The 15,126-nt window shown below is 72.6% G+C and carries 16 protein-coding genes and 1 riboswitch; of the genes, 9 read left to right on the plus strand and 7 right to left on the minus strand.

Annotated elements, in window-relative coordinates:
- Positions 1–82: 82 nt before the first annotated feature.
- Together CP974_RS21745 and CP974_RS21750 are read left to right on the plus strand one after the other, a co-directional pair.
- Positions 83–562, plus strand: coding sequence for a hypothetical protein (locus tag CP974_RS21745; protein ID WP_031137299.1), 480 nt, complete (start codon positions 83–85; stop codon positions 560–562).
- A 30-nt stretch (positions 563–592) separates the two neighbouring features.
- Positions 593–1,195, plus strand: coding sequence for a response regulator transcription factor (locus CP974_RS21750; protein ID WP_031137297.1), 603 nt, complete (start codon positions 593–595; stop codon positions 1,193–1,195).
- Positions 1,196–1,472: 277 nt separating this feature from the next.
- On the opposite strand, the gene CP974_RS21755 is transcribed toward CP974_RS21750, so the two are convergent.
- A complete protein-coding gene (locus tag CP974_RS21755; RefSeq protein WP_031135241.1) occupies positions 1,473–2,111 on the minus strand; it encodes a GNAT family protein in 639 nt (212 codons plus the stop codon).
- A 92-nt stretch (positions 2,112–2,203) separates the two neighbouring features.
- Between CP974_RS21755 and CP974_RS21760 the strand changes: the two genes are divergently transcribed.
- Positions 2,204–2,419 (plus strand): EF-hand domain-containing protein, encoded by a 216-nt coding sequence (locus CP974_RS21760; protein ID WP_031135239.1) that lies wholly within the window; start codon positions 2,204–2,206, stop codon positions 2,417–2,419.
- Between the two features lie 160 nt (positions 2,420–2,579).
- Here CP974_RS21760 and CP974_RS21765 read toward each other — a convergent pair whose 3' ends face one another.
- From CP974_RS21765 to gcvT, 6 genes are all read right to left on the minus strand, one after another.
- The gene (locus CP974_RS21765; RefSeq protein WP_031135237.1) at positions 2,580–2,972 is read right to left on the minus strand and encodes a type II toxin-antitoxin system VapC family toxin; all 393 of its coding nucleotides are present in this window, start codon (positions 2,970–2,972) and stop codon (positions 2,580–2,582) included.
- Positions 2,969–3,241, minus strand: coding sequence for a hypothetical protein (locus CP974_RS21770; protein WP_031135235.1), 273 nt, complete (start codon positions 3,239–3,241; stop codon positions 2,969–2,971). Before CP974_RS21770 ends, CP974_RS21765 begins: the two co-directional genes overlap by 4 nt.
- A 202-nt stretch (positions 3,242–3,443) precedes the next feature.
- Positions 3,444–4,811 carry an L-serine ammonia-lyase gene (locus CP974_RS21775; protein WP_031135233.1) on the minus strand — a complete coding sequence of 456 codons (1,368 nt, stop codon included), beginning with the start codon at positions 4,809–4,811 and terminating at the stop codon, positions 3,444–3,446.
- A gap of 213 nt (positions 4,812–5,024) precedes the next feature.
- Positions 5,025–6,284: a serine hydroxymethyltransferase gene (gene glyA, locus CP974_RS21780; RefSeq protein WP_031135231.1), complete on the minus strand. Its 1,260-nt coding sequence runs from the start codon at positions 6,282–6,284 to the stop codon at positions 5,025–5,027.
- A gap of 34 nt (positions 6,285–6,318) precedes the next feature.
- Positions 6,319–6,693 carry a glycine cleavage system protein GcvH gene (gene gcvH / locus CP974_RS21785; RefSeq protein ID WP_031135229.1) on the minus strand — a complete coding sequence of 125 codons (375 nt, stop codon included), beginning with the start codon at positions 6,691–6,693 and terminating at the stop codon, positions 6,319–6,321.
- A gap of 97 nt (positions 6,694–6,790) precedes the next feature.
- A complete protein-coding gene (gene gcvT, locus CP974_RS21790; protein WP_031135227.1) occupies positions 6,791–7,906 on the minus strand; it encodes a glycine cleavage system aminomethyltransferase GcvT in 1,116 nt (371 codons plus the stop codon).
- Between the two features lie 160 nt (positions 7,907–8,066).
- Positions 8,067–8,163: riboswitch (glycine riboswitch) on the minus strand.
- Between the two features lie 152 nt (positions 8,164–8,315).
- Between gcvT and CP974_RS21795 the strand changes: the two genes are divergently transcribed.
- The 6 genes from CP974_RS21795 to CP974_RS21820 all read left to right on the plus strand — a co-directional run bounded on the left by CP974_RS21795 (position 8,316) and on the right by CP974_RS21820 (position 15,124).
- Entirely contained in the window at positions 8,316–8,969 is a 654-nt protein-coding gene (locus CP974_RS21795; protein WP_031135225.1) for an AAA family ATPase, read from the plus strand.
- A gap of 301 nt (positions 8,970–9,270) precedes the next feature.
- Entirely contained in the window at positions 9,271–10,044 is a 774-nt protein-coding gene (locus CP974_RS21800) for an enhanced serine sensitivity protein SseB (RefSeq protein WP_150485902.1), read from the plus strand.
- Between the two features lie 53 nt (positions 10,045–10,097).
- Complete coding sequence (locus CP974_RS21805) at positions 10,098–10,871, plus strand: enhanced serine sensitivity protein SseB C-terminal domain-containing protein (RefSeq protein WP_031130958.1); 774 nt, start codon at positions 10,098–10,100, stop codon at positions 10,869–10,871.
- 429 nt (positions 10,872–11,300) lie between these two features.
- A complete protein-coding gene (locus tag CP974_RS21810) occupies positions 11,301–12,971 on the plus strand; it encodes an ABC transporter substrate-binding protein (RefSeq protein WP_031130959.1) in 1,671 nt (556 codons plus the stop codon).
- 193 nt (positions 12,972–13,164) lie between these two features.
- Positions 13,165–14,169 (plus strand): ABC transporter permease, encoded by a 1,005-nt coding sequence (locus CP974_RS21815; protein WP_031130961.1) that lies wholly within the window; start codon positions 13,165–13,167, stop codon positions 14,167–14,169.
- Position 14,170: 1 nt separating this feature from the next.
- On the plus strand, positions 14,171–15,124 hold the full coding sequence (locus tag CP974_RS21820) for an ABC transporter permease (RefSeq protein WP_031130963.1): 954 nt from the start codon (positions 14,171–14,173) through the stop codon (positions 15,122–15,124).
- Positions 15,125–15,126 lie beyond the last annotated feature (2 nt).

Here is a 15,126-nt window from a genome sequence, read left to right on the forward strand (position 1 = left end):
CCCGGGCGCCGGACGGCGGCCGACACCGGGGCGGGCCGGGCGTGCGCACGCCCGGCCCGCCCCGCCGCTCACAAGGGGTGACATGACCGAGACCGTCCCGCGGGCGCCGCGCCCGCTCACCGACTCCGCACTCTTCGTCCTGTGGTGGGCGTGGGCCTGGCAGTCCTCGGGCGCGACCGCCCGCGGCACCACCCTCACCGACCAGCTCACGCACGGCACACCCTGGTGGTGGTGGGTGATCCTCGCCGGACTGCTCTGCGGCGCGCCGATGCTGGCCCGCGCCCCCGGCGCGGGCGTCGCCCGGGCCGTCCGCCGGCTCACGGGGGGCGCCGGCGCGCCCGCCGCCGTCGCCGCGACCCTGGCCGCCCTCGTGGCGCCCGCCCTCGTCCTCGGGGTGGGCTGCGGGGCCGTCGTCTCCGCCCTGCCGCTCGCCGAACGCTGGGACGGATTCCTCCACGTGGCGGTCGCGCCGCCCGCGCTCGCCGTGTACGCGGCCGGGTGCGCCGCGGTGCTCCTGCGCCGCCGCGGCGACCGGGGGGAGAGGGCCGCCGCACGGCGGTGAGCACGCGCGCGAGCACCCATAATCAAGCACATGATCAGGGTGCTGGTGGTCGACGACCACGCCGTCGTGCGGGCCGGACTGGTGGCGCTCCTGAACACCGCCCTCGGCATCGAGGCCGTCGGCGAGGCCGCCGACGCGCAGAGCGCCCTCGCCGAGGCGGTCCGGCTCCGCCCCGACGTGGCCCTGCTCGACATCGACCTGCCCGGCGGCACCGACGGCATCGCCCTCGCCGCCGCGCTCACCGCCCGCGTACCGGACTGCCGGCCGCTGATGCTGACCGCCCTGGACCGGCCCGGCCACCTGGAGCGGGCGCTGCGGGCGGGGGCGCGCGGCTACCTCCTCAAGAGCGCCACCGCCGAGGAGACCGCCGACGCCATCCGCCGCGTCGCCGAGGGCGGGCGCGCGCTGGACCCGCGGATGCGGGCGTCACGGCCCGAGCCCTGCCCGCTGACGGAGCGGGAGGCGGAGGCGCTCCGGCTGGCCGCGGTGGGCGCCACCGCCCGCGAGATCGCCGCCGACCTGTTCCTCAGCGTCGGCACGGTACGCAACCGCCTGTCGTCGGCGGTGGGAAAGCTGCACGCCAGAACCCTGGTCGACGCGATCGGCATAGCCCAGCGCCACGGCTGGATCTGACCCGCCCCCCAGGGCCCGTGCCCCGGCCCACCCCTCCCCAGCCCCGGCCCCCCTCCCCAGCCCCTGAAGGCACCCCTTCCCAGCCCCGGAAGGCACTCCTCCCCAGCCCCGGAAGACACCTTTCCCCAGGCCCAGAAGACACCCTCTCCAGGCCCGGAAGACACCCCTCCCCAGGCCCGGCAGGCGCCTTTCCCCAGGTCCCGGCCCGCACCCGCCACAAAGCACCCGGACCCCGCCCCCACCACCGGGCCCCGGCCGCCCCCTCCTCCCACCCCCTTCAGCGGGCGACCAGCAGCGCCTCGGCGCACACCGCCCGGTAGCCCGCAGCCTGGAAGGCGCGCACGCTGCGGGCGTTGCCCGGCGACTGCTGCGCCCACACATGCCCGTCCGGCACCAGGTGCCGCGCCGCCAGCGCCAGCCGTACGCCCAGCCCCCGGCCCCGCGCGTCCTCGTCCACCTCGACCGCGGCCTCCCAGCGGCCCGCGACGGCCCGCCCCAGCACGAGCACCCCGCCGTCCGCCCGCCACACCCGCACGTCGTCCCGGTACTTCCGCGCCCGCGCCACCCGCGGGTGCTCCGGGTCCTCGATCGCGCGCAGCGGCAGGGGCGGCTCACCGGGGAGGGCGGGCGCCACGGTCAGCAGGTCGACGGTGCCCACGAAGCGCCCGGTGCGGCGGATGAGCGACGCCAGGAACAGCGGGCTCATGGAGGCGGCGAGCGGGTCGCTCCCGGCGGCGGCCAGCTCACCCCGGATCCAGGCGGGGTCCTCGTCGAGGAAGACCAGGGAGTGCGCGGTGAAGGCCAGCACCCCGGCGTCGCGCGGGCTCGGTTGCGGGACGATCCGCGTGGTGCCGTCCGGCACCGGGAAGTCGCCGCGCGCCGCGGCCTTAAGGACACGTGCCACCTCATCGCTCATGCCCCCATCGTCCTCCCCGGCCCACGGCGTCCGCCCGGACCCCCTGCCGTTACTCTTACGGCCGTAGTACAGACATATGAAGGGGTGGAGCGATGGCGGACATCGAGTCTGCGCGCAAGGCTTTCGACCGTTACGACGTGAACGGCGACGGGTTCATCACGGCCGCGGAGTACAAGAGCGTCATGGCGCAGCTCGGCGACTTCCACGTCACCGAGCCGGTCGCCCAGGCGGTCATCAATGCCCAGGACGGCAACGGCGACGGCCTCCTGAGCTGGGACGAGTTCTGGACCCACCTCAACAAGTCCTGACCCAAGCAGGCCCAAGGGGGCGCCCCACACCACGCGGGGCGCCCCCTCGGCACAGCCGGCCCGCGCACGCCGCCCCGTCGCTCACGGGCAGCGGCTCCCGCAAGCTTCACGGCTCCTCACCGAGTGAGCGCAAGGGGGCCGGGCCGACGTATGGCCCGCGTCAGACCTTGACGATGCGGACACCGGGGCCGCAGAGCATGAGAAGGTCCTCAGGGTCCGAAGTCAGGACGGTAGCCGGGGCCGGTGAGGCGAGAGCGGTGGCGGCGACGATGGCGTCGAGGGCGTACTTGTGCCCGTGCAGCCCCGCTCCGGCGAGCAGCCTGCTGGCGCGGCGGGCGATGGCTTCGGTGGGCGGGATGACGTTCACACGGGAGACGGCGTAGTCGAAGCGTGCCTGATTCACCTTGGGGTCGCGTGCTTCGACGAGTGTGACGGAGCTGATGACGACGCGGACGTCCTCGGCTTCGGCCGCGGCCAGCCACTCGGTGATGTCGGGCGAGCGCCGTACGAGTCCGGACATGCCTTCGCAGTCCAGAACGAGCGTGCCGCTCACGCGGCGTCCGCCGAACCCGCGGCGTTACCCCGGAGAATCGCACGCTTGTCGTCGACCGCCGACTGATCGACCGGACCGTGCTCGGCTTCCGCGTCCTCGATGAGCTCGCGCAGTCTGTCCCGCTCCAGCTGACGCTGGATGAGGGCCTCGACGTAGGCGGACATGCCGCGCTTGCCCGTACGCGCTTTGAGGGCGGCGATGGTGCCTTCGTGGAGCGAGACGGACACAGGGCGGACGGGCCCTTCGCCGGGCGCCGGGGAGGTTGCCATGGCGTCCACTTTAACAAGACTCTTGTTATGTGATGTCGGGGTGGGGCTTGGAGCGACCCGGCCCCGGCGTCCAATGTCGGGTGGGTAGCACGGGCCACCCGCTCAAGCGGCCGGCGGCGAGAGCGCGCCAGGGACTCCTCCGCTGCGGGGGAAGACCCCGGCGGCGCGCTCGCACACAAGCGCGCCGCCAGGGCCCCCGAGGTCAGCACTCGATGATGTTGACCGCGAGGCCGCCTCGCGCCGTCTCCTTGTACTTGACGGACATGTCCGCGCCCGTCTCCTTCATGGTCTTGATGACCTTGTCGAGGGAGACCTTGTGGCTGCCGTCGCCGCGCATGGCCATGCGGGCCGCCGTGACGGCCTTCACCGCGGCCATGCCGTTGCGCTCGATGCAGGGGATCTGGACCAGGCCGCCCACCGGGTCGCAGGTCAGGCCCAGGTTGTGCTCCATGCCGATCTCGGCGGCGTTCTCCACCTGCTCCGGGGAGCCGCCCAGGACCTCGGCGAGGGCGCCCGCCGCCATGGAGCAGGCGGAGCCGACCTCGCCCTGGCAGCCGACCTCGGCGCCGGAGATGGAGGCGTTCTCCTTGAACAGCATGCCGACTGCGCCCGCCGCGAGGAGGAAGCGCACGACGCCGTCCTCGTCGGCGCCCGGCACGAAGTTCATGTAGTAGTGCAGCACCGCCGGGATGATGCCGGCCGCGCCGTTGGTCGGGGCGGTGACGACCCGGCCGCCGGCGGCGTTCTCCTCGTTGACCGCCATGGCGTACAGGGTGATCCACTCCATGGCCAGGGCCTGCGGGTCGCCCTCGGAGCGCAGCTTGCGGGCGGTCGTGGCGGCGCGGCGGCGGACCTTGAGGCCGCCGGGCAGGATGCCCTCGCGGGACATGCCCCGGTCGACGCACTCGCGCATGACGCGCCAGATCTCCAGCAGGCCCGCGCGGATCTCCGCCTCGGTGCGCCACGCCTTCTCGTTCTCCAGCATCAGCGCGGAGATCGACAGGCCGGTCTCGCGGGTGAGGCGCAGCAGCTCGTCGCCGGTGCGGAAGGGGTACTTCAGGACCGTGTCGTCCAGCTTGATCCGGTCCTCGCCGACGGCGTCCTCGTCCACGACGAACCCGCCGCCGACCGAGTAGTACGTCTTCTCCAGCAGCGTCTCGCCGTTCTCGCCGTACGCCCACACGGTCATGCCGTTGGCGTGGTAGGGGAGCGCCTTGCGGCGGTGCAGCACCAGGTCGGTGTCGAAGTCGAAGCCGATCTCGTGAACGCCGAGCAGGTTGATCCGCCCGCTGTCCTTGATCCGCTGGACCCTGTCGTCGGCCGTCTCCACGTCGACGGTGCGGGGCGAGTCGCCCTCCAGGCCGAGCAGGACGGCCTTGGGGGTGCCGTGGCCGTGGCCGGTCGCGCCCAGGGAGCCGTACAGCTCGCAGCGGACCGCCGTGGTGGAGGCGAGGAGGCCCTCGTTCTTCAGGCGGCGCGCGAACATCCGGGCCGCCCGCATGGGGCCGACCGTGTGGGAGCTGGACGGGCCGATGCCGACCGAGAACAGGTCGAAGACCGAGATGGCCACGGGAGTACTCCTAGGTGGTAGACGCCGCTGTCTGCCGATGGGGGGTGGTGCAGGGGCTGGGGGAGAGGGAGGGGGAGGGGGAGGGGGCCCGGGGACCGGGGACCGGGCGGACATGGTGCGGGGCACCGCACCCACTCGTCTTCCAGTGTGGCGCGGTGCCCCGCGGTGTGGCCGGTGACCTTCCCCACGCCGCCGGGGCGCGGGGGCGGGGTCCTACAGGCCGGGGTACAGCGGGTGCCTGTCGGCCAGGGCCGTCACCCGGGCCTTCAGCGCGTCGGCGTCGTACGACGGCTTCAGCGCCTCGGCGATGATGTCGGCGACCTCGGCGAAGTCCTCCGCCTGGAAGCCGCGCGTGGCCAGCGCCGGGGTGCCGATGCGCAGGCCGGAGGTGACCATCGGGGGCCGCGGGTCGTTCGGGATGGCGTTCCGGTTGACGGTGATGCCGATCCCGTGGAGGCGGTCCTCGGCCTGCTGGCCGTCGAGCTCGCTGTTGCGCAGGTCGACCAGGACCAGGTGCACGTCCGTGCCGCCGGAGAGGACGGAGACGCCCGCCTCGGTGACGTCGTCGCGGACCAGGCGCTCGGCGATGATCCGCGCGCCGTCCAGGGTGCGCTGCTGGCGCTCCTTGAACTCCTCGCTCGCCGCGACCTTGAACGAGACCGCCTTCGCCGCGATGACGTGCTCCAGCGGGCCGCCCTGCTGGCCGGGGAAGACCGCGGAGTTGATCTTCTTGGCCAGCTCGGCGGTCGACAGGATGACACCGCCGCGCGGGCCGCCCAGCGTCTTGTGCGTCGTGGTGGTGACCACGTGGGCGTGCGGCACCGGGTTCGGGTGGAGCCCGGCCGCGACGAGGCCCGCGAAGTGGGCCATGTCGACCATCAGGTACGCGCCGACCTCGTCCGCGATCCGGCGGAAGGCGGCGAAGTCCAGCTGCCGCGGGTACGCGGACCAGCCGGCGACGATCAGCTTCGGCTTGGACTCCTTGGCGAGGCGCTCGACCTCGGCCATGTCGACCTGGCCCGTGGCGTCGTCGACGTGGTAGGCGACGACGTTGTAGAGCTTGCCGGAGAAGTTGATCTTCATGCCGTGGGTCAGGTGCCCGCCGTGGGCGAGGTTCAGACCCATGATCGTGTCGCCCGGCTTGAGCAGGGCGAACATCGCCGCGGCGTTGGCCTGGGCACCGGAGTGCGGCTGCACGTTGGCGTGCTCGGCGCCGAAGAGCTCCTTGATGCGGTCGATGGCGATCTGCTCGACCACGTCGACGTGCTCGCAGCCGCCGTAGTAGCGGCGGCCGGGGTAGCCCTCGGCGTACTTGTTGGTGAGGACGGAGCCCTGGGCCTCCATGACCGCGACCGGAGCGAAGTTCTCCGAGGCGATCATCTCCAGGGTGTTCTGCTGGCGGCGGAGCTCGGCGTCGACGGCGGCGGCGACGTCCGGGTCCAGCTCGTGGAGAGGGGTGTTCAGAAGCGACATCACGCGGTCCCTAGGGGTGTGGGTGTCGGGCTGGTCAGCCGGCGAACTCGGTGTACTCGTCGGCGGAGAGCAGGTCCTCCGGCGCCTCCGTCACGCGCACCTTGAACAGCCAGCCGCCCTCGAACGGCGCGGTGTTCACCAGGGAGGGGTCGTCCACGACCGCCTGGTTGGCCTCGACGACCTCACCGGTGACCGGCGAGTAGAGGTCGCTGACCGACTTGGTGGACTCCAGCTCACCGCAGGTCTCGCCCGCGGTGACGGTGGAGCCGGCTTCCGGGAGCTGGACGTACACGACGTCGCCGAGGGCGTTCGCCGCGTGTTCCGTGATGCCGACCGTCGACACGCCGTCCTCGGCGGCCGACAGCCACTCGTGCTCCTTGCTGTAGCGCAGCTGCTGGGGGTTGCTCATGACTCGAATTCTCCTGTACGGGCGAGAGTGCTGGTGAACGGGGAGGGGGTGGGCGGGATCGGTGCCCCGCGCCGTGAGCGGCCTGCTCGCGAGCGTGTCACTTCCGCCGCTTGTAGAAGGGCAGCGCCACGACCTCGTACGGCTCGTGGGTACCACGGATGTCGACGCCCACGCCCGGCGCGCCCGGCTCGGCGTGCGCCGCGTCCACGTACGCCATGGCGATCGGCTTGCCGAGCGTGGGGGAGGGGGCGCCGGAGGTGACCTCGCCGACCACCTCGCCGCCCGCGACGACGGCCATCCCGGCGCGCGGCACACGGCGGCCCTCGGCGACCAGGCCGACCAGCTTGCGCGGCGGCGCGGCCGCGGCGCGCTCGGCGGCGGCCTCCAGCGCGGAGCGGCCCACGAAGTCGCCGGTCTTCTCGAACTTCACGACCCGGCCGAGACCCGCGTCGAACGGGGTCAGGTCCGTGGTCAGCTCGTGCCCGTACAGCGGCATGCCCGCCTCCAGGCGCAGCGTGTCCCGGCAGGACAGGCCGCACGGGATCAGCCCGGCGCCCTGGCCCGCCTCGGTCAGCGCCTTCCACAGGGTCTCGGCGTGCTCGGGCGCCGTGAACAGCTCGAAGCCGTCCTCACCGGTGTAGCCGGTGCGGGCGATCAGCGCCGGGACGCCGGCGACCGTGCCCGGCAGGCCCGCGTAGTACTTCAGGCCGTCCAGGTCGGCGTCGGTGAGCGACTTCAGGATGCCGGGGGACTCGGGGCCCTGCACGGCGATCAGCGCGTAGGCGTCCCGGTCGTCGCGGACCTCGGCGTCGAAGCCGGCGGCGCGCTCGTTCAGCGCGTCCAGCACCACCTGCGCGTTGGAGGCGTTGGCGACGACCATGTACTCCTGCTCGGCGAGCCGGTACACGATGAGGTCGTCGAGGATGCCGCCGTCCTCGCGGCAGATCATGGTGTAGCGGGCCCGGCCCACGCCGACGCCGCCGATGTTGCCGACCAGGGCGAAGTCGAGGAGGGCGGCGGCCTGGGCGCCGGTCACGGTGATCTCACCCATGTGGGAGAGGTCGAACAGGCCGGCGGCGGTGCGGACGGCGACGTGCTCGTCGCGCTCGCTGCCGTAGCGCAGCGGCATGTCCCAGCCGGCGAAGTCGGTCATGGTCGCGCCCAGCGAGCGATGCAGTGCGTCGAGGGCCGTACGGCGGGGGGTAGTGCTCATGAAAGGGCTCCCAGGTCCGGGGCATGGGTGGCGAGGACGATCCTCCCCATCTGTCATCGGAACCTGAGAGGTTCGCCGTGAACCCTCGCGGGACGCGGCTTGCACCTTGGGTGGAGCGTCCCCCGGCGGTGCGGGGAGCGGCTCGCTTTTCAGATCTGCCTCATCACGTGCGGTGCGGGGCCTGAGAGATTCAAGGGAGGAACTTGCTCCTTCGGCGTCCGGGCCGGCACGGCCCGGAACTCTCCCGCACGGATTCGAGCGGCCTGTATGAGGTTGTCGGCGCGCACATCATCGCACGAGGGCCCCGATCGGCAAACCCTCGGCTTGTCGGCAAATCGCTTGTGCTCCATTACCGGTTCTTTACACTTCTTGGGCAGGCTCCGGGCGGAGCCGAGCTCGGGAGGGGCACATGACGTTGCAGCGGTCCGGTGCGTACGCCACGACCGCGGGGGTGCCGGCGCCGCCGGCGCTGCCCGTCCGCACGACCGCCGCCGTGGCCCTGCGCGACCTGCGCGACCGTGAGGGGCGCGTCCCGCGCGAGCTGTCCTTCGCCGAGGCCGACGTCGTCGTCGTCTCCGGCCTGCCGGGCAGCGGCAAGTCCACGCTCATCCGGCGCGTCGCGCCCGACCGGGCCGTCGACTCGCAGGACGCCCGCGAGCGCTGGGAGGCGCGGGTGCCGCGGCTCCTGCCGTACGCCCTCTACCGGCCCCTCGTGCGGGCCGCCCACTACGCCGGCCTGCGCGCCCGGCTGCGCGACGGCCGGGGCGTCGTCGTCCACGACTGCGGCACGCAGTCCTGGGTGCGCCGCTGGCTCGCCCGCGAGGCCCGCCGCCGGGGCGGGGCCCTGCACCTGCTGCTCCTCGACGTGGACCCCGAGACGGCCCGCGACGGCCAGCGGCGGCGGGGCAGGGGCGTCTCCGCGTACGCCTTCGCCCGGCACCGCAGAGCCGTCGGCCGCCTCCTGCGCGACGCCGAGCACGGCGCCCTCCCGCCCGGCTGCGCCTCGGCGACCCTGCTCGACCGCCCCGCGGCCACCGCCCTCACCCGCGTCACCTTCAGCTGACCGGCCGGGCGGGCGGCCCGAGCGGCCCGGCGGGCGGGCGCCGCCCGGACGCCCCGGTCCGCCGCTCCTCCCGGCCGCTCGCCGCGGTCGCGCCTTCCGGGCGCCCCGGCCGGCGGCCCGCCCGTTCGGCGTGGCCGCGGCCCTTCCGGGCGCCCCCGGCCCGCCCGCGCCCCTCGCCGTCGCCCGCGACGACCACGGGACGGCCCCCGGGCGCTAGGGTGCTGGGCGTCGTGTTGGGAGTACGGGGAAGGACACCGTGGACACCGCAGCCATCGTCGACACCGCCTGGCCGTCCAACGAGATGGAGGAGGTCCTCTCCGCCTCCCTCGGGCAGAGCGCCGCCGGCGCCCGCATCGTCGAGGTGCTCGGCCGCAGCCAGGTCTGGGTGCCCCTGCCCAGGGGCGGCTCCGCCGAGGGCGCCGGCCCCGGCGCGCCCGGCCTCGACCTGCCCACACTGGAGTGCGACGGCCTGCCGTACGTCCCGGTGTTCACCTCCGAGAGCCAGTTCCGCGCCTGCGCCGGCGCCCACATGGCGTACGCCGTGGCCCCCGCGGTCGAGTTCGCGCGCGGCCTGCCGCCGCAGCTCGGCCTCGCCCTCAACCCCGGCGGCACCGTCGGCGCGCCCCTGCCGCCGCCCGCCGTCGCCGAGCTGTGCCGCGCCGGCCGCGACCCGCTCACCGGGCCCGCCCCCGACCCGGCCGCCCCCGGCCGGCCCGCCGCCCCCGCCCCGTCCGGCGCCCGCGTCCGGCTGTTCGAGCCCGACTGGCAGGACGACCCGGTGGACTTCCTCTCCGCCGCAGGCGCCGAGTTCGAGGCGGCCGGCACGGTCCTCACCGCCCGCCGCGCCCTCGCCAGCATCGAGGGCGACCCGCCCGTCCTCTTCGTCGGCGTCCAGCTCGCCTCCTGGGAGGAGAGCGCCCGCAGCGCGCCCATGGAGGCGCTCGGCCGCGCGCTCGGCGCCGTCCCCGTGCCGTGGCCGGTCAACCTGGTCCTCCTCGACATCGCCCAGGACCCCGTCGGGGACTGGATGCTCGAAAAGGTGCGCCCCTTCTACCGCCGCGAACACGGCGCCTGAGCGGCCCGCCCTTAAGCTGGATCCGGAAGTCTGCGAACGAGGGGCGGGATCAGGTGAGCGCGCAAGGCACCGCGGCGGCCGGTCAGGTCGAGCACATGCTGCGGCAGGTCACGCCCGGCCGCTACGACGCGTACGAGGCGCTGCTGCACACCCTCGCCGAGGGCCACGTCTGGATGCTGCTCTGGCACGGTCAGGCCGGCTCACCCGACGCCCAGTACGGGAACATGGAGGTCGAGGGGCTCGGGTACGCCCCGTGCGTCACCTCCGCCCAGGAGCTGGCCGCCTCCGGCTGGACCCGCGCCCACGAGGTCGTCGCCGTCCGCGACGTGGCCCGCGCCCTCTACCCCGACCGGTGGGGCGTCTGGCTCAACCCGCACGCCCCCGGCGGCGGCGTCGGCATCCCCTGGGCCGACCTGCGCCGCATCGCCACCGGCCTGGACCGCATGCCCGCGGGGCCGCTGCGCCTCTCCGAGCCCGCCATCGAGCTGCCGCAGTTCTACGCCCTGCTCACGCAGAACGCCCACCGCACCCCGGCCGTGCGCTCCCTGCGCCGCGCGTGGGTGCAGCCCGCGCTCGGCACGCCGTACCTCGCCATCGGCCTCGACCTGTACGACACGGGCCAGGCGTCCGTCGACGCGGTCCGCGCGATGATGGGCCAGTCCGTCGCCGCCGTCCCGGACGGGCTGCCCGTGTCGACCGTCGCCATGTCCGACGGGTACGACCCGGTCGGCCTGTGGCTGCGCGCCAACGCCCGGCCCTTCTACCACCGCGAGGCCCACCACGCCCCGCAGCAGCAGGGCGCCGCCCCGTACGGCCCCCTGCGGTAGGGCCGACGGCGCCGCAGCGGCACCGCGAAGCACGCGCAAGCACGCGGAAGTACCCGGAAGCACTCGGAAGCACTCGGAAGCACTCGGAAAAGCGCAGAGGCGCTGAGAAGCGCCGACAAGCCCTGAGAAGCGCCGACAAGCGCCGAGAAGCGCTCAGAAACACGGAGAAGCGCCGAACGGCACTGAAACCGGCATCGAGCGGAACCGAACCGGCACGGAAACGGCCCGGCGAAAAGTCCCTTTCGAACTCCCCTGTATGTCGGGCGTGTTAACCGCCGCAAGCGGGCTTGTCCGGGATGAACCCGGTTTGGTGACTGTCCGGGTCTCGACTAGGTATCACCGCTATCCGGACTGTTCTCCGGGATGCCGCCCGTCGGTAGTGTTCGGCCGGTCAAGACCTCATTCACTAGGCCAAACCAGGGGTGGCCCATGCGAATATTCAAGTCCCGTGCGGTCCGGGCGGTCACCGCGGCGCTCGCCGTCGGAATGATCGCGACGGGCTGCGCCAGCGAACGCGGCAAGGACGGCGGCAAGGGCGGCGACAAGGACACGTTCGTGTTCGCCGGCGCCGGTGACCCCGGCTCGCTCGACCCGGCCCTCGCCAGCGACGGCGAGACGTTCCGCGTCACCCGCCAGGCCTTCGAGGCCCTGCTGGAGCACGAGTCGGGCGGCAGCAAGCTCGTCGGCGGCCTCGCCGAGTCGTGGAGCGGCAACCCGGCAGGCACGGTGTGGACGTTCAACCTCCGCAAGGGGGTCACGTTCCACGACGGGGAGGCGTTCAACGCGGCCGCCGTCTGCGCCAACTACGACCACTGGTTCAACTGGAAGGGCACCTACCAGTCGAGCGCGGTCTCGTACTACTGGCAGAAGATCATGGGCGGCTTCGCGAAGAACGAGGACGCGGAGGCCCCCAAGGCGAACTACAAGTCCTGCACCGCCAAGGACGAGAACACCGCCGTCATCGAGGTCCACGAGCCCTCCGCCAACCTGCCCGGCGGCTTCTCCCTCCAGGCGCTGGCGATCCACTCGCCGAAGGCCCTCAAGGAGTACGAGAAGCAGGCCGCGACCGGCAAGGGCGAGGCCATCTCCTACCCCAAGTACAGCCAGGAGGCCGGCACGGTCGCCGGCACCGGCCCGTACCGGATCGTCAAGTGGAACAAGGGCAACAAGGAGATCACCCTTGAGCGCTTCGACGACTACTGGGGCGACAAGGCCAAGGTGAAGAACCTGGTCTTCCGCACCATCGCCACCGAGGAGGGCCGCCGCCAGGCCCTGCAGGCCGGCGACGTCGACGGCTACGACCTGGTGTCCCCCGCGGACGTGAAGACCCTGGAGAAGGGCGGCTTCAACGTCCCGACCCGTGACGTCTTCAACCTCTTCTACGTGGGCATGACCCAGGAGAAGAACCCGGCGCTGAAGAAGCCCGAGGTCCGCCAGGCCATCGCGCACGCCATCGACCGCGAGAACATCGTCAAGACCCAGCTCCCCGAGGGCGGCAAGGTCGCGACCCAGTTCATGCCCGACACGGTCGCCGGCTGGTCCGACAAGGTCAAGACGTACGCGCACGACACGAACAAGGCCAAGCAGCTCCTCGCCGCCGCCGGCGAGTCCAAGCTGAAGCTCGAGTTCTGCTACCCGACCGAGGTCACCCGGCCCTACATGCCGGCCCCGCAGGACATGTTCGAGCTGATGAAGGCCGACCTGGAGAAGGCCGGCATCACCGTCACCCCGAAGCCCATGAAGTGGGCCCCGGACTACCTGGACGCCACCGAGGCGGGCGCCTGCGCCCTGCACATGCTCGGCTGGACCGGTGACTTCAACGACGGCTACAACTTCATCGGCACCTGGTTCGCCAAGTACGACAAGCAGTGGGGCTTCAAGGAGCAGAAGATCTTCGACACGGTGAACGCCGGCTCGAAGATCGGTGACCCCGCCCAGCGCGTGGACGCCTACAAGAAGGCCAACGAGGCGATCATGGAGTACCTGCCGGGTCTCCCCATCTCCTCGTCCCCGCCGGCCATCGCGTTCGGCAAGGACGTCAACCCGCCGAAGGTCTCCCCGCTGACGCAGGAGAACTTCGCCGAGGTCTCCTTCAAGTAATCGCGCCCGCAAGCGGGGTCCCGCCCGGCCACGGCATCGCGTGGCCGGGCGGGCCCGCTTCGGCGTCCACCCAAGGCTTCCGGCGTCCACGGAGGACTTCCCGGCGTCCGCGCAGGACCTTCCCGCGTCCGCGCAGGACTTCCCGGCGTCCACGTGAGACGTCCGGCGTACACGTAAGAAAGGGGCATGCGGGGTGCTGCGACTCGTCGTACGAAGACTGCTACAGCTGATACCCACCCTGCTCGGCCTGTCGGTTCTCCTCTTCCTCTGGCTGAACCGGCTGCCCGGCGGACCCGCCTCGGCGATCCTGGGCGAACGGGCCACACCGACCGAAGTGGCCCGCATCAACCGCGCACTCGGCCTCGACCAGCCGGTCTGGGTGCAGTACGGCCGCTTCCTCAAGCGCATCTTCGAGCTCGACCTGGGGACCTCGACCAAGACCGGGCAGCCCGTGTGGGACGAGTTCGCCCTGCGCTTCCCGGCCACCGTGGAGCTGAGCGTCATGGCGATGCTCATCGCCGTCGTCGTCGGCATCCCGCTCGGCTACCTCGCCGCCAAGCGGCGCGGCGGCTGGCTCGACGTGGCCGCCGTCTCCGGCTCGCTCGTCGGCATCTGCGTCCCGGTCTTCTTCCTCGCCCTCATCCTGAAGGGCTTCTTCGCCGTCAACCTGGGCCTCTTCCCCAGCTACGGACGGCTCACCACCGGCCTCGACGCCACCGACGTCACCGGCTTCGCCGTCCTCGACGGCATCCTCACCGGCGAGTTCGACGCCACCCTGGACGCGCTGCACCACCTCGCGCTGCCGGCCATCACCCTCGCCTCCATCCCGCTCGCCGTCATCGTCCGGATGACCCGCGCCAGCGTCCTGGAGGTCCTCGGCGAGGACTACGTCCGCACCGCCGAGTCCAAGGGCCTGGAGAAGAACACCGTCCGCGTCCGCCACGTGCTGCGCAACGCCCTGCTGCCCGTGGTCACCGCGATCGGCCTGCTCACCGGCTCCCTCCTGTCGGGCGCGGTCCTCACCGAGTCCGTCTTCAGCTTCGGCGGCATCGGCTCCTTCATCAAGGACGCGATCGACGCCCGCGACTACCCGGTGCTCGTCGGCTTCATCATGTTCATCGCGATGGTGTACGTCGTCATCAACCTGCTGGTGGACCTGGCGTACAGCCTCATCGACCCGAGAGTGCGGGTGAACTGACGTGTCCACCAAGACAGACAAGATCGACCGCCTCGCGCAGCTCACCCAGGCGAACGAGACGACGACCGGCGCCAGCCTGTGGCGCGAGGCGCTGCGCCGCCTCAAGGCCAGCAAGATGGCCGTCATCGGCGCCGCGATCATCGCCGTCTTCGTCGTCGTCGCGATCGTCGGCCCGTGGCTCGCGCCGCACGCCCCGACCGCGCAGACCTGGCGCGGCGAGGTCTTCGCCAACCAGGGCCAGTTCGTCGGCGCCCGCGGCGAGAACTGGTTCGGCCTCGACCACCTCGGCCGGGACCTGTTCTCCCGGATGCTGGTCGGCGCCCGCCAGACGCTCCTCGTCGGCGTCGTCTCCATGCTCATCGGCCTGGTCGTCGGCGCCCTGATCGGCATGCTGTCCGGCGCCGCCGCCACCCTCGGCGGCAGGGCCGGGGCGCGGATCGACACGGTCGTCATGCGCTTCATCGACATCCTGCTGTCGCTGCCGTCGCTGCTGCTCGCCGTCTCCATCGCGGCGGTCATGGGCCAGTCCCTGACGACCGTGATGATCGCCGTCGGCGTCGTCCAGATCCCGATCTTCGCGCGGCTGCTGCGCGGCTCGATGCTCGCCCAGGGCGGCTCGGACTACGTCCTGGCGGCCAAGGCCCTCGGCGTACGGCGCCGGCGGATCGTGCTGACCCAGATCCTGCCGAACTCGCTCAGCCCCGTGATCGTCCAGGCGACCCTCAGCCTCGCCACCGCGATCATCGAGGCCGCCGCCCTGTCGTACCTCGGCCTCGGCAACCCGGACCCGGCCGTGCCGGAGTGGGGCGTCATGCTCGCCCAGGCGCAGCGGTTCTTCGACAACGCGCCGATGATGGCCGTCTACCCGGCGGTCGGGATCATCATCACCGCCCTCGGCTTCACCCTGCTCGGCGAGGCCATGCGCGAAGCCCTCGACCCGAAGCTGCGAGGCTGAAC

The organism is Streptomyces fradiae ATCC 10745 = DSM 40063 (assembly GCF_008704425.1).
Classification (GTDB): Bacteria; Actinomycetota; Actinomycetes; order Streptomycetales; family Streptomycetaceae; genus Streptomyces; species Streptomyces fradiae.